General features: G+C 40.9%; 17 protein-coding genes. 15 read left to right on the forward strand and 2 right to left on the reverse strand.

Going from position 1 to position 25,692, the window contains the following annotated elements; translation table 11 throughout:
* The first annotated feature begins 190 nt into the window (after nucleotides 1-190).
* Nucleotides 191-2,125 (forward strand): PBP1A family penicillin-binding protein, encoded by a 1,935-nt coding sequence (locus tag GVY04_02425; protein NBD15025.1) that lies wholly within the window; start codon nucleotides 191-193, stop codon nucleotides 2,123-2,125.
* A gap of 1 nt (nucleotide 2,126) precedes the next feature.
* On the opposite strand, the gene GVY04_02430 is transcribed toward GVY04_02425, so the two are convergent.
* On the reverse strand, nucleotides 2,127-2,444 hold the full coding sequence (locus tag GVY04_02430; GenBank protein ID NBD15026.1) for a DUF1825 family protein: 318 nt from the start codon (nucleotides 2,442-2,444) through the stop codon (nucleotides 2,127-2,129).
* A gap of 123 nt (nucleotides 2,445-2,567) precedes the next feature.
* Here GVY04_02430 and asnS point away from each other — a divergent pair, with 123 nt between their 5' ends.
* Together asnS and GVY04_02440 are read left to right on the forward strand one after the other, a co-directional pair.
* Complete coding sequence (asnS, locus tag GVY04_02435) at nucleotides 2,568-3,956, forward strand: asparagine--tRNA ligase (GenBank protein NBD15027.1); 1,389 nt, start codon at nucleotides 2,568-2,570, stop codon at nucleotides 3,954-3,956.
* 382 nt (nucleotides 3,957-4,338) lie between these two features.
* Entirely contained in the window at nucleotides 4,339-6,528 is a 2,190-nt protein-coding gene (locus GVY04_02440) for a DUF839 domain-containing protein (GenBank protein ID NBD15028.1), read from the forward strand.
* Between the two features lie 171 nt (nucleotides 6,529-6,699).
* Here GVY04_02440 and GVY04_02445 read toward each other — a convergent pair whose 3' ends face one another.
* On the reverse strand, nucleotides 6,700-7,113 hold the full coding sequence (locus GVY04_02445) for an AbrB family transcriptional regulator (GenBank protein NBD15029.1): 414 nt from the start codon (nucleotides 7,111-7,113) through the stop codon (nucleotides 6,700-6,702).
* 923 nt (nucleotides 7,114-8,036) lie between these two features.
* On the opposite strand from GVY04_02445, the gene GVY04_02450 reads away from it, so the two are divergent.
* The 12 genes from GVY04_02450 to GVY04_02505 all read left to right on the forward strand — a co-directional run bounded on the left by GVY04_02450 (nucleotide 8,037) and on the right by GVY04_02505 (nucleotide 25,681).
* The gene (locus GVY04_02450) at nucleotides 8,037-8,234 is read left to right on the forward strand and encodes a chlorophyll A-B-binding protein (GenBank protein ID NBD15030.1); all 198 of its coding nucleotides are present in this window, start codon (nucleotides 8,037-8,039) and stop codon (nucleotides 8,232-8,234) included.
* 32 nt (nucleotides 8,235-8,266) lie between these two features.
* Nucleotides 8,267-13,141: a PAS domain S-box protein gene (locus tag GVY04_02455; protein NBD15031.1), complete on the forward strand. Its 4,875-nt coding sequence runs from the start codon at nucleotides 8,267-8,269 to the stop codon at nucleotides 13,139-13,141.
* Nucleotides 13,142-13,144: 3 nt separating this feature from the next.
* Entirely contained in the window at nucleotides 13,145-13,525 is a 381-nt protein-coding gene (locus GVY04_02460) for a response regulator (GenBank protein NBD15032.1), read from the forward strand.
* An 89-nt stretch (nucleotides 13,526-13,614) separates the two neighbouring features.
* Nucleotides 13,615-14,673, forward strand: coding sequence for a Rieske 2Fe-2S domain-containing protein (locus GVY04_02465; GenBank protein ID NBD15033.1), 1,059 nt, complete (start codon nucleotides 13,615-13,617; stop codon nucleotides 14,671-14,673).
* Between the two features lie 172 nt (nucleotides 14,674-14,845).
* Nucleotides 14,846-15,691 (forward strand): ketose-bisphosphate aldolase, encoded by an 846-nt coding sequence (locus GVY04_02470; GenBank protein NBD15034.1) that lies wholly within the window; start codon nucleotides 14,846-14,848, stop codon nucleotides 15,689-15,691.
* 443 nt (nucleotides 15,692-16,134) lie between these two features.
* The gene (locus GVY04_02475) at nucleotides 16,135-18,261 is read left to right on the forward strand and encodes an FHA domain-containing protein (GenBank protein NBD15035.1); all 2,127 of its coding nucleotides are present in this window, start codon (nucleotides 16,135-16,137) and stop codon (nucleotides 18,259-18,261) included.
* Nucleotides 18,262-18,860: 599 nt separating this feature from the next.
* A complete protein-coding gene (locus GVY04_02480; protein ID NBD15036.1) occupies nucleotides 18,861-19,751 on the forward strand; it encodes a hypothetical protein in 891 nt (296 codons plus the stop codon).
* A gap of 37 nt (nucleotides 19,752-19,788) precedes the next feature.
* On the forward strand, nucleotides 19,789-20,781 hold the full coding sequence (locus GVY04_02485) for a hypothetical protein (protein NBD15037.1): 993 nt from the start codon (nucleotides 19,789-19,791) through the stop codon (nucleotides 20,779-20,781).
* Nucleotides 20,782-20,839: 58 nt separating this feature from the next.
* Nucleotides 20,840-21,766 carry a hypothetical protein gene (locus tag GVY04_02490; protein ID NBD15038.1) on the forward strand — a complete coding sequence of 309 codons (927 nt, stop codon included), beginning with the start codon at nucleotides 20,840-20,842 and terminating at the stop codon, nucleotides 21,764-21,766.
* A gap of 76 nt (nucleotides 21,767-21,842) precedes the next feature.
* Nucleotides 21,843-22,748, forward strand: coding sequence for an apolipoprotein acyltransferase (locus GVY04_02495; protein ID NBD15039.1), 906 nt, complete (start codon nucleotides 21,843-21,845; stop codon nucleotides 22,746-22,748).
* 124 nt (nucleotides 22,749-22,872) lie between these two features.
* Nucleotides 22,873-24,426, forward strand: a complete 1,554-nt coding sequence (locus tag GVY04_02500) for a hypothetical protein (protein ID NBD15040.1) — start codon at nucleotides 22,873-22,875, stop codon at nucleotides 24,424-24,426.
* A gap of 10 nt (nucleotides 24,427-24,436) precedes the next feature.
* The gene (locus tag GVY04_02505) at nucleotides 24,437-25,681 is read left to right on the forward strand and encodes a DUF1822 family protein (GenBank protein NBD15041.1); all 1,245 of its coding nucleotides are present in this window, start codon (nucleotides 24,437-24,439) and stop codon (nucleotides 25,679-25,681) included.
* The last annotated feature ends 11 nt before the right edge of the window (nucleotides 25,682-25,692 follow it).

The following is a 25,692-nucleotide window of genomic DNA, read 5'->3' on the forward strand; positions in this document are numbered from 1 at the left end:
GTTGTTAGCGAATCGATAATGTTGGGGCTAAATTGATCAATCATGATGATGAATCGTTCATTTTACATTGTTGATTATTAGTTGTCCATTCATCGACTGAGTTGCCAATGGGTAGGCAAAATAGTAATCTTAGTGTCAACATCAAAAACAGGTTTATTATATTTGCTAAACGTGGGAGGAAGAAACCACCGTGTCGAATACAACCGTTCGGCAAGATAACAACCAGAGCCAACCATCCTTGTGGCACAATACCCTGCAATTTACAAAAGGGGTTGGAAAAGCGGCGACAGGAACAGTGGTCTGTGTAAGTTTACTTGCTGGTGCAGTCATTACAGGCGGACTTGTGGGATTAGCGCTGAGTTTCCGTAATCTTCCAGATGTTCGCGTTTTAGAAGGTTATTCACCCACTGAAACCAGCTATATTTATGATGTTAAAGGTCGTCTTCTAACACGCTTACATGGAGAAGCCAACCGCGATGTAATTGGGCTAGAGGAAATGTCTCCAGAACTCAAACAAGCGGTCCTTGCCATTGAGGATAGTCATTTCTACCAGCATCAGGGGATTAATCCAACGAGTATTGGTCGAGCCTTGTTGGTCAATTGGCAAAGTGGAGAAGTCGTAGAAGGGGCTTCGACCATCACCATGCAACTGGTGAAAAATGTTTTCCTTTCTCCAGAAAGAACCTTGAGTCGAAAATTAGCAGAAGCAGTCTTGGCTTTGCGGGTTGAGCAAGTCTTTAGCAAAGATGAAATTTTAGAAATGTACCTCAATACGATTTATTGGGGGCATAACAATTATGGCGCAGAAACGGCTGCTCAAAGTTACTTCCAAAAATCAGCCTCTGAATTAAACTTAGCTGAAGCGACGATGATGGCAGGGTTAATTCAAGCCCCAGAGCAATATAGTCCTTTTGTGGATTATGCAGAAACAAAACGTCGTCAAGCAGTCGTTTTAAGCCGTATGGAAGAAATTGGTTGGATTCCGGCGCCCGTTGCTGATAGTACGATTAGGGAACCGCTATTAGTCGGAAAACCCACAGCTTGGCAAGAAAGTAAACTCCCAGCAGTGACAGAGGCAGTCACCGCTGAACTAAGAGAACGCTTTGGGGAAGAAGCGGTCACCGAAGGGGGATTACGAGTGCAAACGACCATCGATCTCTTTTTCCAACAAATGGCAGAAGAAACCATACAAGAAGCTCATCAACAATTACTGAATCGGGGGCTGAAGACGGCACAAATTGCGATTGTAGCGGTTGATCCGCGAACTCATTTTGTCAAAGCCATGGTAGGTAGTGTTGATTATGAAAATAGTCAATTTAACCGCGCTCTTCAATCTCGCCGTCAACCGGGATCTTCGTTCAAGCCGTTTGTCTACTACACCGCTTTTGCCAGTGGTCAATATACCCCGGATTCTACAATTAAAGATAGTCCGGTTCAATATCGGGATGGTTCCGGTTACTATCGTCCGAAAAACTATGGGGGAAGTTTTGCCGGAACAATGACGCTGCGAAGTTCTCTTATGCGATCGCAGAACGTACCAGCCGTAAAATTAGGTCAAGCAGTTGGGCTAGATAATGTGATTGATGTTGCCCGTAAACTGGGAATTGAGAGCCCTTTACAGCCGGTTATTTCTTTGCCCCTCGGATCAGTGGGCGTAAAACCATTGGAAATGGCAGGGGCTTATGCGACTTTCGCGAACAATGGTTGGCATTCAGATCCGACTTTTATTGTTCGTGTCAGTAATAGTCAAGGTGATTTATTGCTCGATAACCAACCGGAACCCCGATTAGTCTTAAATCAGTGGGCGGTTGCTTCTCTCAATAGCGTCTTGCAAGGAGTGGTGCAATCCGGAACAGGCACCTCAGCACAGATCGGTCGCCCTGCTGCTGGTAAAACTGGAACAACCAATTCTGAAAGAGATGTCTGGTTCGTGGGTTATGTGCCTCAATTAGCAACGGCGGTTTGGATTGGGAATGATGATTATCGTCCTCTTGGTTCCGGAGTGACTGGTGGTGGATTCGCTGCCCCGGTCTGGCGCAAGTTCATGCTCAAAGCACTCAATAATCAACCCGTCCAACAATTTCCTTCTCCCAGTGAGTTTGAACGACCTAAGTCTAACAATTAATTTACTGGTGCAGCTCGTTTTTCATGCGTTCTAACGTTTGGTGCATTTGGTCAAACATTTGTTGCGGTGTCATTCCAAATTGTCCCAGTTGATTTTTTAGTTGTTCCACTGTCATTTGGGCCATGAAGTCTTCTGAGAGTTCAAAGCGTTTCATGAAAATTTTATATCGTTCTAAAAGCTCTTCCATACGCTCGATATAGAGCTTTTTCCCTTCATAATCAAATTTTCCATACTTCCCTCCCAGTTCCATGAGGGCTTGATAGTCTTCAAATAGCTGTTTTGCTTCTTGTTGGACAACTTCAGAATCAAAAATTCCCATGGCTAATATATTTGTTTTGAATACGGTTTCTTAATTATTGGTTCGATCTTAACGAAATGGCAATAAAGCAGGCAATTCGGTTTACCGTATGATACAGGAAGAGAGGAAAAATAAAACAAGGTTATGTCAAAACGTCGCATTATAGACTTACTCCGCCAGGGACAACCCGCAGAAACCGTGACGATTCAAGGTTGGGTACGGACAAAACGGGAGTCAAAAAAGTTTGCTTTTATTGAGGTCAATGATGGGTCTGCTTTGGCGAATTTACAGGTAATTTTAGATCCTCAACTCGACCATTATGAAACAGTTCTGGGTCAACTCAATACCGGTGCTTCTGTAGAAATCACTGGGGTTTTAGCCGAGTCCCCGGGAAAGGGGCAGCGAATTGAATTACAAGCCAATGCGGTGACCGTTTATGGGGAAGCCGATCCAGAAACTTATCCTTTACAGAAAAAGCGCCACTCTTTTGAATTTCTCCGCAGTTTAGGACATATTCGGACACGCACGAATACATTAGGGGCAGTGATGCGAGTGCGCAATACGTGCGCCAATGCGGTGCATCAATTTTTTCAACAGCAAGGTTTTTTGTGGGTTCACACCCCGATTATTACCACAAATGACTGTGAGGGGGCAGGCGAGTTGTTTAATGTGACCAGCTTGAATCTGAATGAGGTTCCGAAAGAGAATGGGAACGTCGATTACACTCAAGATTTCTTCGGACGACAAGCCTATTTGACTGTGAGTGGTCAGTTGGAAGCTGAAGCGATGGCATTAACTTTTGACCGGGTTTATACGTTTGGTCCCACCTTCCGGGCGGAAAACTCAAACACGTCTCGCCATTTAGCAGAGTTTTGGATGATTGAACCGGAAATGGCCTTCTGCGATTTACAAGGCGATATGGACTTAGCAGAGGCGTTTCTCAAACAGATCTTTAAGGCGGTGTTGGATCAGTGTCCGGAAGATATGGAGTTTTTTAATCAACGGATTGATGATTCGGTCTTAGCAACGGCAGATCATATTATTAATGAAGACTTTGAACGGATTACTTATACTAGCGCGATCGCGCTGTTAGAAAAAGCGGATCAAAAATTTGAATATCCGGTGGAATGGGGCGTCGATTTACAATCGGAACACGAACGTTATTTATGTGAAGAATATTTCCAAAAACCGGTTATTGTTACCGATTATCCAAGTAGTATTAAAGCGTTTTATATGCGTTTAAATGATGACGGAAAAACCGTTGCCGCAATGGATGTTTTAGCCCCCAAAATTGGCGAAATTATTGGCGGTTCCCAACGGGAAGAACGATTAGAGGTGTTAGAAAAACGGATTAAAGAAGTAGGGATGGAACCGGAACAATTGTGGTGGTATCTCGACCTCAGACGCTACGGAACCGTTCCTCATGCTGGCTTTGGTTTAGGCTTTGAACGCTTAATTCAGTTTATGACGGGGATGAAAAATATTCGAGACGTGATTCCGTTCCCCCGCACCCCAGAAAACGCTGAATTTTAAGTTCTCGTGCGGTTGGGTTAAAGATTACGCCTTCTGTTACCGAAGGCGCCTGTCCACATGCTTTGCTCCGGTGAGCGTTGATCAAAGAATTATCAAACCCAACCCACTGAGTTACTAGCATCAGGCAATGGTAAAAAGAAAAAGTGACGACGCGATTCTATCAATGATTCAGTTTTCGTTGTGAAAACATACGGACAAATAATCGTTTATTAATAAGGCATTAAATTGTTCTTAACTTAAATCCTAGAAATTACTTTTAGGATCAATTTGTTTGGCAAAAAATTCACGACTGTCAAAGATGACGCCTTCTGTTTAGAAAGGTGCCTGCTTTGACCGTTAGTCAAACTAATATTTATTTCGAGTTGGAGAACACGAATCGCCCATGAAACGTCGCAACTTTTTACTCTTTCTCGGGGCAAGTGCAGGAACCGTTGCCCTTGGCGGAATTCCCACCCAGGGCAAACCGTTTCAAACCCCGGCAACCGCAAAAACAGTGGTCAGTAGCACCCTTCCCTCTGTCAAGCTTCCCCTCCCCCTAGAGATTGATCAGCTTTCTTCTAACGCACAAAAGGAGGCTTACAGCAACTATCAGGTGGTTGATGATTTGGTGCTGCCGGATGGCTTTACCTACGATTTAATTGCAGCTTGGGGAGACGAAGTGGGAGATTCTCGCTTTGGTTATAACAATGATTATGTTTCTTTTGTGGAAACGGCACCCAATGAAGGCTTCCTCACGGTTAACTTTGAATATATCAGTGGGAAAGCGTGGCTGGAAAACTATCCAGAGGTCATTGGCAAGTCGTTACCCATTGCTGAAGTCAAAGCGGTTGCCGCGCCAAGCGAGGGTCAGATTAATGCCTTTGCGCTACCGGAAAATAGTCCCCTGAAAGCGCAAATTAAAGAAATCTCGAAAGAGGGGTTGATTGACCAAGGCATTGGCATTATTTCCATTCGACGCAATCCAGATGGCAGTTGGGAACGGACTTATTCCAATGCTGATCGCCGGATTACTGGGATTTCTGGCTTAGAAGACAATCGGGCGCTTTATGCCACTGGACCGGCTACTGCTGTCTTCACCAAACCCGACAAGATGGGCTACGAAGATAATCAAGGTAATCGGATCATTGGCACGTTTCAAAACTGTGCGGGCGGAACCACGCCTTGGGGAACCGTTTTATCCGCTGAAGAAAACTTCCAGGATCAGGTCTATGAACCTGTAATGGCAGATGGTTCAGCGTTTAATCCCGGTAACACGCCTTTTATTCTCACCGATAATACGGTGGATGGACGCGCCAATGTGTTCGGTTTACCGGGCAATAAATATGGCTGGATGGTGGAAGTCGATCCGGCGAATCCTGCTGACTACGGGACAAAACATACTTGGCTGGGGCGATTTCGTCATGAAGCCGTTGGGGTGCGGGTGGTGCCGAAGCAAAAACTTGCGTTTTATTCGGGCTGCGATCGCCGCGGGGGACACCTCTATAAGTTTGTTTCTCAAGATACTGTCAAAACCGTTACTGATAAAAACAATTCTCGCCTGCTGGAAAGCGGAATGCTTTATGGCGCGAAATTTAATCCTGATGGCAGTGGACGCTGGGTGGCTTTAACTCCTGACACGCCGATTGATCCGGTTCGTCCCAGCACAGTTTTTGGGAGCAAAGTCATGCTTCCTAATCCAGATCGTGCCGAAGGTGGTGTCATTGAAATTACTAATGACGCCGAAGCCGAAGCATTTCAAGCTCAATTCAAAACCCTCGGTGACCTTTATCTGGGAGATCAGACAGAAAAACAGGGTGCCATTCTCGTTGATGCTCACTTTGCCGGTAATGCGGCTGGTCTTAGCTGCACGGCTCGTCCAGAAGACACTGATGTGGCAAAAGATGGTACGCTATATATTGCTTTCACTTCCGGCAGTCCGGGGGGTGATGGCGGTCCGGATAACCAAGTCTTTGCCGGTCCTAATGGTGAGGCTTATGAATATGGCTGGATCATGAAATTACAAGAAGACAGCAATAATCCGGCAGCGATGCGTTTTCGTTGGGAGATGTTTGCCCTTGGTGGAGAACCGGCGGAAGAGGGATTAGGGTTTGTCAATCCTGATAATCTTGATATTGATACTGATGGCGATGTCTGGATGGTGACTGATATTTCCACCAGTAAGCATAATTTAGAAGTTTCTGATCGCGATGGCGTTGATCAATCGGCATTGCGAGGCATTTTCGGGAATAACTCAGCTTGGTATCTGCCTACCTCCGGTGAGAAAGCAGGGATGGCTTATCCGATTGTTGTTGGTCCAATGGAATGTGAAATTTGTGGCATTTGGTTAACCAGCGATCAAAAAACCCTTTTCCTCGCGCCTCAGCATGTTGGAGAAGTCAATGGAAAACGCCAAAACATGGCAAGCGAAACCCGAACCTTTGCGATGAAAACGACCACCGGGGAACATTTTATACAACAGCGCGAAGTTCCTTTAGGTTCTAATTGGCCGGGCTTGGGCCCCAATGACCCACCACGCCCAGGTGTAGTAGCGGTGCGACGGAAAGATGGACAATCTCTTAAAAGAGAAGACTGACCTCCGACGCATCCCGCTATACAATCATAGGTGGAAAGGAAATAGAACCTTGACTTGTTTATTTCCTTTTCTCAGAAAAATTTAGATCTTTGAGTTTACCTTAGGTTCCCTGCTCTTTATGAGTAGGGATTTTTTTCCGAGTGCTAACGACCTATAACTGCTACTCCCGGTCTAGGATGCTACTGCTTCGAGTTCTTCAGCCTCTTCAGGTTTGCTCGAACCATCATCAATATGAACCAAGCGAATGTGTTTATAGCCCAACTTAATTTCAAATTCTTCGCCCGGTTGTAACCCCATTGCCTGGGTATAAGTGGAACCGATGACAATTTGACCATTTTTGTGAACGCTAACTTTATAAGTCGGTTCACGTCCACGACCGTCTTTCCCCCCATCGGGATCAAGGGGAACGCCCTTGGCTTCAAGAACAGCATCATAAAACTCGGTTAAATTGACCCGCGTTTGACCGGTTTTGGTTGTGTTGTAATAACCACACTCTTTAGCTGTTTCTCGACGCGGTAAGTGAGAGAGTTCTTTGACTTTTTGCAGCAAGGCACGACCTTTTAACGGTGCTGTTTGTTCTTCCATTTTCTGTATAATTATCCTCTTAATTGTCTGTTCAGTTGGGAGAGTTTGCTTAGAGACATTCCTCCTATTAAAAATATATCGTTAAACTCCTACAATTTTACAAGAAATTTTTTAAAATTTGCGATTTACTATTATTGAGCCGTTGGCTTCGCTCCGATAAAATTAAAGAACAGTAACAAAGCAAGGCGAATATCTCTTGTGCAGAAAGGAGAAAAGAAAAGGGATTAACTAGCCAAAGAAGGGGAGAATTGAGACTTTTTCTGAGATAATTGGCAGCGGCTGTTAGTCTCTAGAAATCTCAAAACCTGATTAAGGATAAGATCTTACTCAAGAGGGTGAGCAGCAAAACTTCTACCATAAAAAATGAAAACCATGGGGCGTAACTCTAGGTTTCTTTACTGATTGGGGAGAAATATGAGAGTCTTATTAACCATTTGAATCAAGAAAAGAGCAATTGAGCTTTTTATTAACAAGCTTCGCCAAGTAATTGTGATTGCAGTCGTCTCTCACTTGAGTTATTGACTCGCTCCCATCAAAAAGTAATCGCCAACGCTAACAGCTGATCAAGCTAACCAGACTCAGGACAAAATGAGAACTGATGATTAATTTGGTAAGAGTCAAGCAGCAATTTAAAAAAATTATCCCCATGGGAAAAGCTGACCACCTTTATTTCAGCCAATTTTTCTTACCCAAGGTGATTTGTTAACTGACGCCATGAGAAAGCGAGACGCTAGAGCGGTGATTTTATCATCAATGGCGAAGTTTGATGATTAGACTAAAAAATGGCTACCTAAATCCGGAGAGGAAACTTGATTATAGTAAAAATAAATTGAACCCAAGTGCATCGTGATTGTCAACTTGTAACAGCCAAAATACCCGATTCCCTTTAAACTGATCAGAAAGCTATTTACTTATAACAACAGATGAACGAAAAAACATCTAACTCAAAATTAACTCAGAACAATGAATCCCTTCTTCCTGAAATTGAAGAACCTGCTTTTGGCTGGACGCCTTATGCGGAACGGATGAATGGGCGATTTGCCATGTTAGGATTTGTTGCCCTTCTCTTAATTGAATTTATTACAAACCAAAGCTTTTTGACTTGGTTAGGTTTAAGATAAACTTATTCTACCCAGTACGTTTTGCGCTAGCTATGACTTGTCAGCAACTGATTGATCGGATTGCCACGTTGAGTCAAAACTTTGGTAATTCTCCTGCTTTGGAAGCCTTGCATCAGCAAACAGAAAAAGGCGTTCTCCCCACGGTAAAGCAACTGCAAGCTTCACTTCAGGAAGATTTACAACAACGTCAACGGTTATCTGCTCAAATTCAAACCCTCACTCGCCAACTTAGTTTCTATCTCCAATGGGAAGACCAACCAACAGTTTCTCTCCCTTCCTTCGATGAAACTCAAGACACATTAGAAGTGGTTGCCGAAGCCCCTCTGCCAGAGCCAAAGAGCACTCAAGGGAAACTCAACTCAAGGGTTAGTCATCAGCAAGGAACAGAAGTGGATTACCAACGCTATCAGAACTTATTTCAGTTGGCTCCCGATGGCTATTTAACCACTGATGCTCAGGGACAAGTCCTAGAAGCTAATTTGACAGCTGGTGACCTACTGGGAGTGGACAGACAAGAACTGGTTGGACAATCTCTGCTCACGTTTCTGACGGGCGCTGACGAGAAAGAGCAGCTGCTACAAGCCATGCAGACAATTGCTGAGCAAGAAAAGAGTGTGGAAAAGTGCGAAGCCAGGATCTCTCCTCAACAAGGAAGCCCTTTTTTTGCCGCTTTGCGCTTGAGCTTGATCCAAGGAAGTGCTGGGGAAGCCCTGCAGTTTGGCTGCTTGTTACAAGATATTAGTGAACAGCAGCAAATTTATCAGGCGCTCACTGCCGGTGAAAAGAAATGGCGTGCTTTATTTGATCAAAGTTTTCAAATTATTGCCCTGTTAGATGAAACAGGAAAAGTAATTGATTTGAATCAAACAGCTTTGGAATTAGTGCAGAGTCATCTTCCCCAGATTAGGCATCATCATTTTTCAGAAATTCCTTGGTGGCGATCAGAAGCTGATCGCGCGCAAATCAAACAGTCGATTAAGCTAGCCCAAATTGGTGGGATGGTGCGCTATGAAGCACAATTACTCTCAGACAGTGGGGAGCTAGTTCCCATCGATTTATCTTTAAAACCGGTCCGGGATGAAGCCGGTCAAGTCGTCCTTTTAATTGCAGAAGGTCGCGATTTGCGCGATCGCGTTCAGAAAGAAGCGGAACGATATCGAGAAAAAGAAATTTCGGACTCGATTCTTAAAAGTTTGCCCGGTGTCTTCTACATGATTGAAAAAAATGGTCCTTGTGTCCGCTGGAATCAGGAACTGGAAAAGATTACCGGCTATAACACCGAGGAAATTAGTGCAATTGATCCCCTCCAATTCTTTATCGAATCGGATCGCGCTCATGTAGAAGATAAAATCCAAGAAGCCTTGAGCCACGGTAAATCAACTACAGAAGCAACATTTCTCAACCAACAAGGCACAATTGCCACATGTTATTTAAGTCATGTCTGTGTCAATCTGGAGGAAGAGCAAGGATATGTGGTGGGCGTTGGGATTAATATCACAGAGACCAACCCCATGAAAAATGAACATCAAAAACTCGCGGCGCTGGTCGAGAATAGTAAAGATTTCATTAGCCTCACGAGTTTAGAGGGAGAAGTGGAATTCCTCAACCCGGGCGGTCAACGGTTATTGGGAGTTGATGGCGTCGAAAGGCTTTCTCTATCGCTAAAAGACTGTTTTTTAACCAATAGTGAGGAGCAATTTGATCAAAAAATTTTTCCCAGTATTTTCAAAACCGGTCAGTGGTCGGGAGAACTTGCGGTTCGGAATCACCAAACTGGAGCAGTTCTACCCGTTTTAGCCAATATTTTTGTTGTTCGAGACCTTACCACCTCAACGCCGATTAATTTAGGGGTGATCACTCGCAATATTAGTCATCGTAAGCAAACTGAAATCGCCCTTAAAACTAGCGAACAACGTTTTCGCAGTATTTTTGAACAAGCTGCCGTTGGGATTGCCTTATTGGATCTTGCCGGTCGCTTTCAACGGGTTAATCAGCGAGGTTGTGAGATTTTAGGCTACTCTCAAAAGGAATTAGTCACTCGTACCTATCATGATTTAATTGCTATAGAACAAATTGCAACAGATGATAGTCAGATTCGGGAGTTATTACGAGGAGAAAGAGATTGCTTTTGTCAAGCACAACATTACCACCGTAAGGATAATAGTTGGGTCTGGGTTAGCTTAACGATGTCTTTGCTGCGGGATTTAGAAGGAAAACCGCAATCACTCGTGGCGATTTTAGAAGATATCAGCGATCACAAAGAAACTGAAGCGGCATGGCAACAGAGTGAGCAAGCCTACCGCTCTCTAGTCGATGGGATCCGAGAAGTAATCTTTCGGGTAAATACTAATGGTCTCTGGTGCTTTTTAAATCCAGCTTGGACAGAAATTACCGGCTACCGAATTTCTGAAACGATTGGACAGCCTTTTCTCAACTACATCTATTTTGAAGATTTGGCTTACCATCAAAAGCAATTTCAAAAATTGCTCAACAATCCGGATTATCATTGTCGTTATGAAATCCGCTATCAAACGCAAGCCGGCGGTTTTTGTTGGATGGAGGTAACCGCTCGCGTAACTAGGAATGAAAATGGCATCATTACCGGTATTACAGGAACGCTCAATGAAGTTACAGAACGTCGCCAAGCTGAAGATCAACTGCGAGCTGTGATTAATACTGTCCCCGGATTAGTTTCTTGGGTGAGTCGAGATGGATATTATTTGGGTGTCAATGAGCAATTGGCCAATACCCTCAATTTAGAACCAGAAGACTTTCTTGGGAAAGAAATTGGCTTTTTGAATACCAATTCTTCTTTTGTCCGCTTTATGTACGAATTTCTGGCGAGTGAAGAGATTGAAACCAGCCAAGTTTTAGAAAATACGATCAAAAATGGGGAAACTCGCAGCTTCTTGGTGGCAGCGCAAAAATATCGCCAAGCCAGTGCAGCGGTTTTGATTGGGATTGATATTACTGAACGTAAGCAAGCTGAGTTGGCATTGCAAGAAAGCGAAAATCAGTTCCGTCAACTGGCAGAAAATATTGAGCAAGTGTTTTGGATGGTTGATTTAGCCCGGCAGAGTTTTATTTATATCTCTCCGGCTTATGAATCGACTTGGGGACGAAGTTTGCAGAGTGCTTATGACTCTCCTACGGACTGGTTACAATCTGTCCACCCTGAAGATTACCAGCATGTGCTCGATTCCTCTCGCAAACAGATTCGCGGTGAGTACAATGAGGAGTACCGAATTATTCGTCCGAATGGAGAGATGCGGTGGATTCATGACCGCGCCTTTCCGGTACGGAACGATCAAGGAAAAGTTTATCGGATTGCCGGAATTGCTGAAGATATTACAGAACGGAAACAAGCGAAAGAAGCACTACAAAAACGCGAACGCTATTTAAAAGCGTTAGTCGGTGTGCAACGTCGTCTTCTCGCTTCAACCGTTGATCAAGCCTTATATCAGGAAGTATTGGGTATTTTAGGCGAAGCCTGTGCAGCGAATCGCATTTATGTCTATGAAAACTTTGTGGATGAACAAGGGCGGTTGCGGGGACGGAAATGTGCGCAATGGTATTCTGATCGTATTTATTATCCCAAGTTTGATGAGCAACTCTACTTCTGCTACGAAAACTTAGGCTCTGAATGTTATCAGAAGTTACAACAAGGAGAATTTTTACAAAAAACGGTTACGGATTTACCACCGGCTACACAAGCCTTTTTCCGGGAGCAAAATATTATTTCGTTTCTCATGTTGCCACTAATGGTCAATGGTGAATTTTTTGGCGTTATTGGCTTTGATAATTATGAAATTGCACGAAATTGGGGACGTTTAGAAGTTGGCTTATTAAGTTCGGCAGCAGCAGCGATCGCGCTGGCTAAAGAAAAACAACTCACTCAAGAAACGCTCCAGCAACAACTCACTGCCATTGAAACCACCACCGACGGCATTATGATTATTCAGGCTGGGGGGAAACTCCACTATGTGAATCCGGCTTACTGCAAAATGCTTGGGTATGACGCTCCTGAAACCCTCGTCAACACTCAATGGCGCGATCATCATCCCTTAGAAGAATTATCCCGAATCAACGAAGAAATTTTTCCTCAACTGCAACGTCACGGTTGTTGGAGTGGAGAAATCTACGCCCAGCGTCGAGATGGAAGCACCTTTATCCAAGAACTATCGATGAATTTAATCCGCAATGGCGAGATTGTTGGGGTTTGTCGAGATATCAGCGAACGAAAAGAAGGAGAAGAACAACTGCAAGCCTCTCTCGAGGAAAAAGACCTCTTGTTAAAAGAAGTCCATCACCGAGTCAAAAATAATCTCCAAGTCATTTCCAGTATTTTTTCTTTACAATCCCAAACAATAGAAGATGAACAAGCCCTTGCCATCTTGGAAGAAAGCCAAAACCGGATTAGTTCCATGGCCCTCATCCACGAAAAACTCTATCAAGCAACAAACTTAGCCAATATTGACTTTGCAGAATACATTCGCGATCTCATCTATCATCTCCTTGCGTCTTACAACATTAATCCCGATTGGGTACAAACGGAAATGAACATCCAATCCATCCAACTGAACCTTGATAGTGCTATTCCTTGTGGACTCCTAATTAACGAGCTCGTTTCTAACTCACTCAAGCATGGCTTTACTAATCAACATCAAGGTAAAATTTACATTTTCTTAGGCGTTATTGATGAAGCTCAAGAAATGATTAGCTTAAAAGTTGAAGATGATGGTGTGGGCTTACCAGAAGGATTTAATCCTGAAAAAAATAGCTCTCTGGGGGTTTCTTTAATTACTTCTCTCACTCAACAGTTACGTGGTACTCTAAAGTTTCAGAATAACCCTGGGGCAAGTTTTGAAATTACTTTTCCCAAACCCATTGAACGGAAACGATTTTAAACTATGTCAGCCAATAAAATTTTAATTGTCGAAGATGAAGCCGTAGTCTCCCTTGATGTTTCTAGGCGTCTAGAAAAAATGGGCTACGAAGTGATGGGTCGTATTGCTTCTGGCGAAGAAGCGCTTGAGTTAATTGAAAAAGAACGTCCTGATTTGGTTTTAATGGATATTAACTTGCAAGGAGAAATGGATGGCATTGAAACGGCAACTAAACTTTATAAAGAATATAATTTACCTGTTATTTATCTAACGGCTTATGCTGGAGAAAGTACCCTCGAGCGAGCGAAAGAAAGTAAACCTTATGGCTATATTCTCAAACCCTTTAAAGAAAGAGAACTGCACGCCGCGATCGAGATTGCCATTTCTCGCCATAAAACCGAATAATTAATTTGAAGTTTAGTGCATCGTTATTGATGGCTACACAAGTAAAGAATACATCACTTAGAGCGTAGCCCGGGCAAAGTATAACAAAGATGGAATTGAAAACAACGCTCCAAAGCCAAACTGTTCAGAATCGAATTCGAGAAGTCGGAATTAACCCCAACCACTGGTATCCGGTAAGATGGGCAGAGCAATTAAAGGTCGGTACGGTACACCAGGTTACAATCTGGTATCAAAATATTGCTATTTACCGAGATCACGAAGGCAACGTTCATGCCCTTGCTGATGCTTGTCCTCACAAAGGCGTTGCCCTTCATAAAGGAGAAGTGAAAGAGAATCGTCTAGTTTGTCCCTATCACGGCTGGGAATTTAATAGTCAGGGCGAATGCGTAAAAATTCCTTATTTCTCCGACGAACAAAAATTACCTCGAGCTTGCGCTCGCAGTTACCCGATTCAAGAAAAATATGACTTGATTTGGGTTTTCCCAGGTGACCCTAAGTTGGCCAATGAGCAGCCGATTTTACAGATTCCCGAATTTGAAAATCGGCAATGGTTACGAGTCCCTGTAACAGCTCACTTTAATGCTCATTTTTCCATGTGTAACGAAAACACAATAGATGTTTTCCATGGGTATCTTCATCAAAACTTGCAAGGCTGGTTTAACCCAGAACTGATCAATCTCAAAGAGACAGAACACAGTGTTTGCGCTCAATATAATGTTTCCTATCAGGGAGTAATGGCGAAGTTTTTAGGACTCACCGATCGCGCTGATGAAGTCACTACTCTTCCCATTACAATTGAATATCGCTATCCTCACTACGCCACCAATTTAGAAGGTATTTCCTCACTCTACTTAATGCGTTTACCGGTGAGTAAAACAGAAAGCCGCTCCTTTGCCTATTTCTTCTTTAATCTGGGACTCCCGCAATGGCTTTTAAACCTAATCCGTCCGCTTTTAGTTTGGGGCTTACAAAGATTCGTATTGCATCGCTTTCTCGCTCAAGACATTGAAATGGTTGAAAGTGAACAAGAAACTTATCTTAAAAATCCCCAGCGTCAATGTGTGGAAGTGAACCCAGCTATCTTTGCGATCCAGCGACTGATTCTCAAGCAATCTGATCAAAGCAATGGTCAACAGTCTTCTCAATAAGTCGCCATTAACATTGCAGACGAATCGCTTTTTGGGGAGTAGGGTATCATCGGAGGATTGGCAACAAGGGATGAGCAAAGAGCGAGTGGATCACGATTGACTCGAAATTTCCGATGATGCTTAAATTGGAGCAAAAGGAATAGCTAGCTCAAAGCGCTCAAAAACCAATTTTATGCTCACTTCCACCCAAGAACTTTTAGAGGCAGCCCAAAAACATTCCTACGCGATTGGCGCTTTCAATTTGTATAATCTTGAAGGAGCAAAAGCGGTGGTTAATGCTGCCGAAGCAGAAAATAGCCCAGCGATGCTCCAAATTCTGCCTCATGTCCTAGATTACGGCGGTTCTCCCTTAATGGCGCTGTTTTTAGAAGCAGCCGACTCAGCTAAAGTCCCGATGTCAGTTCACTTAGATCATTGCAGCGATCGCGCTGTGATCGGAACGGCTTTAGAAGCCGGCCTGCAATCGGTTTTAGCTGATGGTTCCTCTCTCCCTTTTCAAGAAAACCTTGCTTTCACCCGCTCCATGACGGAGTTAGCCCACGCTAAAGGGGCAACGGTGGAAGCAGAAGTCGGTCGAATTAGCGGCACAGAAGACGGAATGACGGTTGCCCAAAAAGAAGCTAAAATGACCGACCCCCAGGAAGCAAAGGCATTTGTGGCTGAATCGGGAGTCGATTTTCTCGCGGTTACCATCGGTAATGTTCACGGTCAGTATCACGGCGAACCCCAATTAGATTTTGATCGCCTCGCTAAGATTCGTCAGCAACTCCAGATTCCCTTAGTGTTGCACGGTGCTTCTGGTTTACCGGTGGCAATGATTCAACAGTCTATTGAATTAGGAGTCTGCAAGTTTAATGTCAATAGCGAAGTGCGAAAAACCTATCTCCAGTTTTGGCAGGAGTACGGGCAAACGGAAGCTAAAAGCGATCTCTTAGATTGCCAAAAAGCCGTGACGGCAGCGATGCAAGCGGTGATTGCCGAAAAGATGAGGTTGTTTGGTAGTGCGGGTAAAGCTTAAAGTGATGCGCTCTACCAAATTGACGAGGAGACGTGAACTGACCAACCTTTGATTATTGTATTGTTCCCTTGCTCAGCTAAAAGAATGATTTCTGCTCTGAGAGTAATGCCTTGTATGATTGGAAAGGGAACAAAGTGACGTAACAAACAGTGCAAACGTTGCCGCTCCCACGGCAGGAGTAATTATTACTGACGAAAAGGTACGGTTTTACGTAAATAAGTTTGAGTTAATTTGTCCAATTTAGCTAAGGGAAAATTATAGGATCAGAGTTAATCACGTTCAACACTCCCCTCCTCATTTGAATGTTCAACTGACAGTCATCCTTTGTAGCAACTTTACATGACATGAGAAATTACTCCTAATTCATATGTAAGATGGCCTCTAAAGCAGACAAACTTGAGCAAACACTTCGTGATCTCCGAACTTTTTTGGAAAAAACTGGATTGAGTGAGCCATTAGATAGTGTGGTTCGAGAACTAACTGAGATCGAACACTATCTTGCTAAGAGAAAGGTGACAATGCAAATTGTTAGCCAAGATCTAAGCTTAGCTGAAGTTTTATATAACGTCGTCAGTACCGATCAAACTCTGACTAGTGCTTGTCAAATTAATTATAGTCATCTACCGGATGTTCCACAGCGGATTGAACCTGAATACAAAGGATATTTAAGTTTACGTCAATTTTTATCGGAAGAGGGAACTGAAAGTTGGCAACGATATGAGTTACTTGCAACTCAAGAATATCAAATTGGTAGAGATGAAAACTGCGCGATCGCGCTGCCAGCCAGCCATTATCGAGGTATTTCTCAACACCACGCCACCATCCGCTTTGTTGGCGAAAAAGAGGGGGAGGGGATTTGGGAATTATGTGACTTTAATAGTCGCAATGGCACATTTATTAATGGTCAACCAATTAAAGGATCTCAACAAATTGTTTCCGGAGATAAAATTCACCTAGGCTTCCCAGAATCAAAACCTCAAATTGCAGAATTTTCCTTTGATAGTTATTTTGAAGTTCCTGACTACAGTGCCTCTCCCCTCTATTGGGAATGTATAAACTGTGATTTTTTAGTAATGGTGGTTAATTCTTGTCAACCGCTGACTTCAGAAGAAGAAAATTTTCTGCAAAAACTAGATAGCACTCTCATTCATAAACCGCTAATTGTTGCTGATATTCCTTCACCGAATGATTCTGAAGAAGAAAAATTATCCTCCGAGCACTCGAGCCGCTTACAAAATTGGCTTGACCAACAAACCTTACAAAAAGAATTTGAACTGATTACAGTTTGTCTTCAACTCTTCTATGAGCAAGACACAAATCAGTCAGAGAATAACCCCGATTTTGACCAGTTACCGAAATCCTTAAAAAAAGCACAAGCTAATTTTTTTAAGTCTTTAGAAAATTTCGTCAAACGCCAGCCTGAAAATATCTTAGCTCAGCGCTTATCTAAATTGACACTTCCTTTATTAGAACCAATTGATCAAGCCCTTTCCAAGCAAGAAGAAAAATTGGATACAAAATTAGAGCAAGTTCAATCTAAGTTAGAAGGAATTGCCACTGTTAACTTGAAAGAAATGGGAAAAAAAGTGATCACGGAAGTAAATGAAGATAAAGATCGTTTCTTTAAACAAGTGAAGATAGATTTTACGCGCTCTAAAGAGCAGTTACTATTTCTTCCCCATAAAGATAGTGTTAGTTACCAGCTTCATACAATCGTTCAAGAGCTAGATTCAATTATTTTGAAGAAAGAAGGGATGTGTTACATCCAACTTAGTACACCAGAATCAGCAGAAAGCCGAGAAATTAACCAGAAACTGCTGAAATTTATTTGTCAGGAACTGAGGCGTTGGGCTTATGCCGAATGGGAAAAAATCCTTAATACCTACGGCAATGGCGGATTAAAAGGGTTATATGATCGGTCTCATCAAAACCTCAATATTTTTCCGAATCTCTTACCTGAATCTCCTTTCCCATCTACCCCAGAAATTGATATCGAAAATATTTTAATGGGGTCATTTATGGAACATGAATGTGATAGTCATTATAAGCAAGTTTCTTTTGCTGGTTACCTGATGAAACAACTGAGAAGTAATTTGATGCAAATTATGATGATGGTGACAATGGGATCAGCATTCATTGGCTTGGGTTTAGGCAGACAAGAAATTTCTGATTTTGTTGGAAAACACTTTACTGCTTTCCCACCTCTGTTTGGTGTAGTGATTGCTCTGATTTACTGGTTTTTCTCGGATCAGTATAATCAAGAACAAAAACTAAAAATACAAGAAACTACTGAAAAATTAAAAAATAAGTTACTGAGTTACTATCAATCCTTGCTGAAAAGTCTGTTAGATAAAATTTTTCAAGAACTCACCCTAAAGCTTGAAGAAGAAGAGCGCTCTTTCCGAGATGCTTTAAAGCTAGTTAACGAAACTTATGAACAAAAAATTTTAGAAAAAGAAAAAGAGCAAAATCAATATAAAGCTCAAATGGAAGAATTAAAGACTCAGCAAAACGAGTTGAAAAAGCAAAAGGAACACTATCTTAAGCTTAGCAAGGCTCTTCACATCTAGCTCAACATGATTGAACTTGACATGAGATGTATTGTTTAGTTTCTCATTAAGCGATAGAAGCTGGAAGCCGCTGATACTCTAAAAATCCTTCAAATGCTATTACTCCGTGCGGGTAATAGCGGGACTTAAACAATTGTGAGGCAAAAACAACCTCAAACCTTTACATAGTAGTTGTTTAACTTCGATTGAGCAGTTTTCTCGATATAGCTGGGTTTCAGCGATTTTTAGTTTTTTGGCGTAAATTGATTGCTATGACTGCGTCTAATGCTGTTTTCTTGTTGTTTTTTGTCTAAGTCCTAACAACAGCCTGTTATTTTGCACATAGATTAATATATTTCTCAGTTACACCTAACCTATCTAAAAAAAGTACGGTTTTACGTAAATCTTTGTACGCAGATGAAGGATTGTGACTCAATGACACTTGTTATGATTGAAATCATATTATAAATGTTATTAATAACGATACCTAATTTCTTTCTAAAATCAATAGGTAAGTATAAAAACTTATTACTCCAATATTTTTACTCAATTTTTGAGATAAGTGCATACTCTTTCTCTAAGGAGACCAATAAGTAAATAACAGCATTCAAAGGAAAAATATGACTGAAAGTATCGAAGTTTTAATCGATCAATGTGACCAACAATCGCAAGCTCTACTTTTAGATGGGACTAATGCACTGGATGAAGTTGATCAGATTGTGGAGTTTACCAATAATCTTGTGCAAACCCTAAGCACAGCTGGTCAAGAAGCGCATCAAAATTGGGAAGCAATTCTCAGTGAGCTGGAAATTGCCGAGGAACAATTTGAAACTGAGTTAGAGCAATCGAATACCGGTCTTGACGACTTTCGGCAAAGAATTGAAGATATTAGCAATAAAGTTGAGGAAGAACTGAATAATTTTAAGGCGAGTCTAGAGAATTTTCGCAATCGTAAAGAGGAAATTCAAGGAGAGTTAGATGAACAAGCCCAAACAACTCGCTCAGACTTTGATCAGTATTCTCAACATCTTCAAGAAACTGAAGAAGAGATCGATAATCATCGCGAAACTGCTAACAGCAATCTTGATAACTTTAAGGGTTCTATTGACGCGACTTCTGAAAGCTTTTCAGAGAAAAAAGGTAATCTTCTAGAGCAATTTATAGCGCTCGAAGAAGAGTTGAAAGAAAAAATGCAGAGTTTATCTGATGACGTATCAACGGTCAAGGATGAAAGTAAAAATCAGGAACAAACCTTAGAGAGTAATCTTGATTCTTCGACCAACGAACTCATATCAGCTTTGGCAACTAAATTTGCCGAAGAAGTGATTAGTGAGCTGACTGGCTCTTCTGAAGGTCTCAAACAAGCTCTAGATGCGGTCGATAGCGCTGGGGGAGAAGCCTCGGAATTAATCGATGGAGAAATTGGTGAGATTGTTGATAGCGTTTCCGAAGTCACTGACTTAATTGAAGAAGTAAAACCCATTTTAGAAGCAATTGACCAAATTCTCTAATTTTCCAGTTCATTTAATCATATAGGAGCAAAGAATCATGGCAGGTATTGAAGAATTAGGAATTAATGTCGAACAAGCAACTGAGAAGTTAACCAGTCTTCAAAGCAACTTAAATGTTGCAGCAGAAACTATGGGAGAGCTTCAACAACAACTAGCAAGCACTGGCGAACAACTGCAACAAGCTCAACAAGCAGTGGAAACAGAATTAGAAGAAACTGCCCAACTTTTAGAAAACACTAGAACCGAGTTTGAAGGCTCTCGTACTGAAACGATTAATGCTTTACAGGCGTTGCAAGATGCTTTAGAAGAATTGCAAGGGAAGCTAGATGAAGCAGACCAATCCATTGAAGATTCTGAAAGTAGTTTTGAGTCAGAAGCTGATGCACGAAAATCTGATTTAGATAGCACTTATGAGGAGTTAACTCAGACATTTAGTGAACTTGCTGAAGCAATTTCTATCCTAGAAGATAACTTGTCAGGCACGCGAGAAGAAGCTGAAAATACCTTTTCAACTTATGAAGAAAATCTGGGTAACCACCAGCAAGCAATGGAAACAGCTCAATCAGATTCAGAAAGTGATTTTGATGAGACTTCCAGTGAAATTGGAGAAAGCCTAAAAGCAACCCTAGAGTCCTTACTTTCTGATTTTAGTTCTGATTTAACCGATAACAAATTAAGTGAAATTACTGCCACGTTTGAAGAAACCATCACAAAGTTTGAAGACAGTATTAACTCCTTTAATGAGGATACTTCAGATTTGGGAGATCAGCTGAAAGATCGGTTAAATGAGATTTTAGAAAATAGCCAAGACTACGCAGAGAATAAAGCCACTGAAGAAATCAAACAAAGTTTCCAAGATGCAATAGACGAGGTTGTTAAAAGTATGGCAACCGAAGTAGCAGAAAATATTGCCTTAATGACAACTGGAACTAGCGTTACTGGTGCAATTTCACCAATTCTTCCCCAATTAGCAGCAGCAAAAGCGCTCATTAGTGCAATGAATGAAGTCTTAGACTTTGTTGGTCTTTAACCCTTAAACTCACTCAAAATCAAACAATAGCAATCACATTAATATTAGGAGAACCCAAATGGCTGATTTAGCAGATGCTCTCGATAGATTGTCTCTGATGGTAACTGAATTTCCTACCCGTCTCAACACAATTATTACTGAAGCAGAAGCAGTAGAACAACAAACACAAGCGTTAATGGAGAACGCGAAGGGAAAACAGGAACAAGTTACCCAAATCTTAGAACAGGTGCAAACTGCACTCAATGAAATGAGAGAAGAAACCTCAACTCGTCAATCAGATTTAGAATCAGGCATTTCTGAATTTGAAAATAGTGCATCTAACCTAACGACATTTCTTGAAGAAGCTCAACAAAAATTAGGCAGTGAAGTAGAAAAGACTCAATCTCAGTTTGGTCAACTACAAACAAAAATTCAAGAAGGTCGCGCTCAAACCGATTCTACTGAAAGTGAAACTCGTAACACTTTCGATGAGGCTCGGACTTCTCTAGAAACTAATCAAGAAAAACTCAGTACGGCAATGGAAGCAACCATTGAAAAAATTGATGTTCTTCGTGAAAAGCTGGAATTAGCAAAAACCACAATGGGAGAAGAAGTGGAAAACTTCAGTAATGAAGTAAATACCAATCAACAAGAGGTAACCAGCAAAATTGAGACACTAGCATCTGAATTCCGCAACATTTCAGAAATGTTTAGTAATAATTTAGATGCTATTTTAGGCTCGATGTATGGAGGAGTTAACGGCATGATCGATGAAGCTCAATCTAAAATCGAACAAGAGTTACAAGAACTCATTGATGATGGACTGAAACAAATAACGGATTCCATTGAACAAATGAGTGCAAAAATTATAGAATCGGAATCCGAATCATCAGGAACACGACAGCTGGTTGAGCCTTTAATTGATGAATTATGGGAGTATGTTGATCCCATTCAAGAAGGAATTGAAGCTGTAGAAAGAGAAGCAAACAAACTGGGGGTAGCTTAATTTTTAGCTATTCCTAATAACCAGTCTTTAAGTTTTAAGAACGCTTACTATAATCATTAAGATTAGGAGGAAAAAAATGGCCGTTGATTTTGAAGCTACCGCCCTAGAAACCGCCGATAAACTGGAAGCATTGATGGATCGCGCAGCTGAAACCGAAACAAATTTAATTGCAGCTAGAGAAGAATTAGGGCAAGTTGCCGAACAATTCGATTTTTATTGGGATGATTTGGAAACGAAAGCACAAGCCCTTTTAGACCGTCTGAATGCTGCAAAAGAACAAGTGCAATCAGAAGGAGAAGTCTTAAGAACTGGGATCGTAACCCTGAAAGATACAACCGAACAATTGCAATCAGAAGCAGAGCAAGAATTAGAAAATACCACCTCTGAATTAGCATCTCTTGGGGAAGATTCGGAAACAAAAGGAAGTGATTTAGATGAACTTTTCAATTCTATTGAAGAGAGTTTGGAATCTCTGCGAAGTAAAGTTGAAGAGGTTAGCCAAGAGTTAGAAGAAGATGCGACCGATATAGAAAATCGCTTAAATGAGGATATTGCTCAAGAAATTCAAACTCATGAAGAAGAAATTGAAGAAAATTCCAATCGTGTCCAAAGCACCATTTCTGAAGAAGCAATTTCTGAACTGACAGAAAAGATCGCTGAACTTAATAGCGAAATTGATGGTCTCATTGAAGCTTCTCAATCAAAAGCAGAAGAAAAGGGAAATGAGACTCGCGAAAAGTCCGAAGAAGTTGTCGCTGAAACACAAAAACAAGAAGAGGATCAATTTGAGGAGTTAATCAGTCAAGCACAAGAATTGCGGAATACCCTAAACAGTATTGGAGAGACAGTTATTGATTTGGGGAATACTGTTGATACTAGCAAAGACACATTAGTGACTGGTATGAATACCACAAATGTTGGTCTGGAAGCTGCAATTGGCGTGTTTGCTGAAGCAAAAGAATTATTGGGAAGATTTACTTAGGTAAAATTATTCCTTGGCATTATTAACAGCTGTTCTATCTTAACTTATTGTCAAGCTAGAACAGCCTCCTTTTTTAAGAGCTTTGCTAAGAAAAAATATATTAAGTTCTAAATTATTTTACAGTATGAATAACTATGAAGCAATTCTTAAAAATTTTTCTAGTGTTATTTATTTAAGAACAAACTCAACCACAAACCACATTATTCCAATTTACCAATCTCATCCCGTTCTAAAAGCACTAATCGAAGAAGTTTATTGTTTAATCGCAAACTATTCTGATGTGGATTGGGCAAATCATTTTTTACAAATATTGAGATCATTTAAACAAAATATTTATTTCTTAAAAAAAGAAAAAGCAAGTCTTTACTGGACTTATTCAATTTTAGGTAGCAGCTATTATCAGCAGTTCCTCTTCTGTTATTTGCAAACACCAAGTTGGCAAGCTGCTAAAAAAGTTAATTTCCAACTGCGACAATCTTTTAATGTTAACTTGCAGTATCCCCTTGAAGAGTGTTTTGTTTTAGCTTTAGAACAAGCTCTCAATCCAACTAGACTCCTGAAACGTTTTGATGTTAAGACGGGGGTTTCTGCTCAATCTTATGCTTTTACGGTTCTAAGTCGGTTGATTAAGCATCAGATTGCCAAGGAATTAAAGTCGAAATCAATCAAATTATCAGGATATGGCTTTCTTCAATCAGTGAGTCCTACCCAACTAGAAAAAGGCTTAGTCAGATGGGGAATTACAGGCAATGAATTAATTCGGTATCGCTTAATTTGGCAATCGTTTAAAGATCTGCTAAATGAAATTAGTGTTAATAATACTCAACATCGCCGTCAAAGCTCTTCTGTGCGATCGCTGAACAACGAGCAAATTTTAAGACTCAAAAGTCTTTATCAAGACTATGCGAGAGCTTTTAAGTTGGAAGCAAAGCCCTTAAATCGCCAAGATATTGAAGAAGTTTTAGACACTTGTTTGAAAGCAACACAGGAGGGGGAACGGAAAAATAAAATTTCCTTAGATGCACTTCAAGTTTCTCCTTCAGTTAGCGAGGAGACTTCACCGTTAGTGGCTAATCCTTGGGAAATTGCTTTTCAAAAAGAAGAACAAGAAAAATTAACTGAATATCGATCGCTGATTTTAGAAGCGCTCAGCGCGATCGAGCCGATTGGTTCGCTTTCTTTATTACTGTGGCTAGGTTTGGAAATTAATCAAAGAGATTTTCTTACTTCTTTTGGCTTGCAAAAACAATACCAAGTGGCTCGTCAGTTTCAACGCTATCAAAAGGAAATCTTAACCTTTGTTTGTAAGACTTATCTCAAGAAACCGTCAAATCAGAAAAATATGAAATCCTTAATAGCGGAGTTTTGCTCTAAAGAAAGACTCGCTTATTTAAAGAGTTATTTAGAGTGTTACAGTAAATTCTTTTTTGTTCAAATTTTAGAAGAGGTTATTTTTAACCATTTTAACTCAGATGAAAAAAGTCAAATCTTGGAAGAACTACAATTGTCTTGTTCAGAAACAAATCAATTATCTCAATTAAAGGAATTATTTGAAATAGAAATCGAGAAACGATTAGGAATTAGATTAATAACTTATAATTCATCCTCGGAAAGAATACGAATGTTTATTGAAGAGTGGATCCTTCAAAATCAGGCAACTATAGTAGCAAACTTATGAGGTAAAATTAATGTCTTTAATATTAGATGATATTGCTTTACTGTATCCCGATCAACTTGTATTAGAATTTAGTCCTGATCAGCGCGATCGCGCTTGGGAAAAAACAGCGGACTTTAAGTATCAAGATGCAACGAGTCGCTGGCGAGCATTTCTTAATGCGTTGTCTTCTGATACGATGACTGATTATTTTAAAAGTGATTCCAACTTCCGTAATTCCAGATTAGATACTTATCCCCATTCCAAAGAATTTCCCCATCTTTGGAAGCTGATTAATGGCGTAGCAATTACCCTGAATCAAACACGATTAATTATTATCCCAAGCGAAGAAATAGAGGCTGAAGAATTACGCGTTCATCAAGAATGGGTTGATCTTTCTGAATGGATTGGGAATTATTATTTAGCAGCCCATGTTGATCTAGAAAACTGTTTCCTACGAATATCAGGGTTTGCTACTCATGAACAACTATCGAACCAGGGACATTATGATCCCTTCGATAAAACCTATTCTCTTGAAATTACTGCTTTAACTGAAGATTTATCTGCAATTTGGGTAAGCCAGGAACTATTTGCTGAAACACGACCCCAAGTGGATTCATTACCAGAACTATCTTCAAGAGACGCAGCAAATTTAATCCAACTCCTTGAGTATGAAAGACCGAATATATTAAGATTAGCTATACCATTTTACCAATGGGGAGCTCTTTTTACGAATCAAAAGTGGCGTTATTTAATATATAATTATCCAGAAGAAAAACAGCAATTGGACAATCTATTAGCAGCCGCAACTCAGCAAAAAGACATAATTGATGTTAAGCAGTGGTTTCGGAATATTTTTGAAGCAGGTTGGTACTCTCTTGAAGAATTAATTAAACCTCAATCAATGAATTTAGCCTATAATTTTAGAAGCAATGAGTCTCCACAAAAAGAGGGTGCTCAAGGGGTCAAACTTTTAGAATTAGGTCCAGATTGTAAAAATGAAGTGGCACTAATTGTTAAGATTCATCCTAAACGTGAAGGAAAAATTGCTGTCCAGATTCAACTACAATCAATGGATGAAGAAAATTACTTACCCTCAAGTCTTAAACTGTCTTTATTATCCCAATCCAATAAAATTATTCAAGAAGTGCAAGCAAGAGATCAGGATAATTTAATTCAACTCAAACAATTTACTTGCAAAGAAAGGATTTTCGTTGGAGTTCAAGTAACTCTTGGAGATTTAACTTTAGCCGAGTCATTTAAAGTTGGAATTCCTTAATTAGTAGAGAG

It is taken from the genome of Cyanobacteria bacterium GSL.Bin1 (assembly GCA_009909085.1).
GTDB lineage: Bacteria > Cyanobacteriota > Cyanobacteriia > Cyanobacteriales > Rubidibacteraceae > Halothece.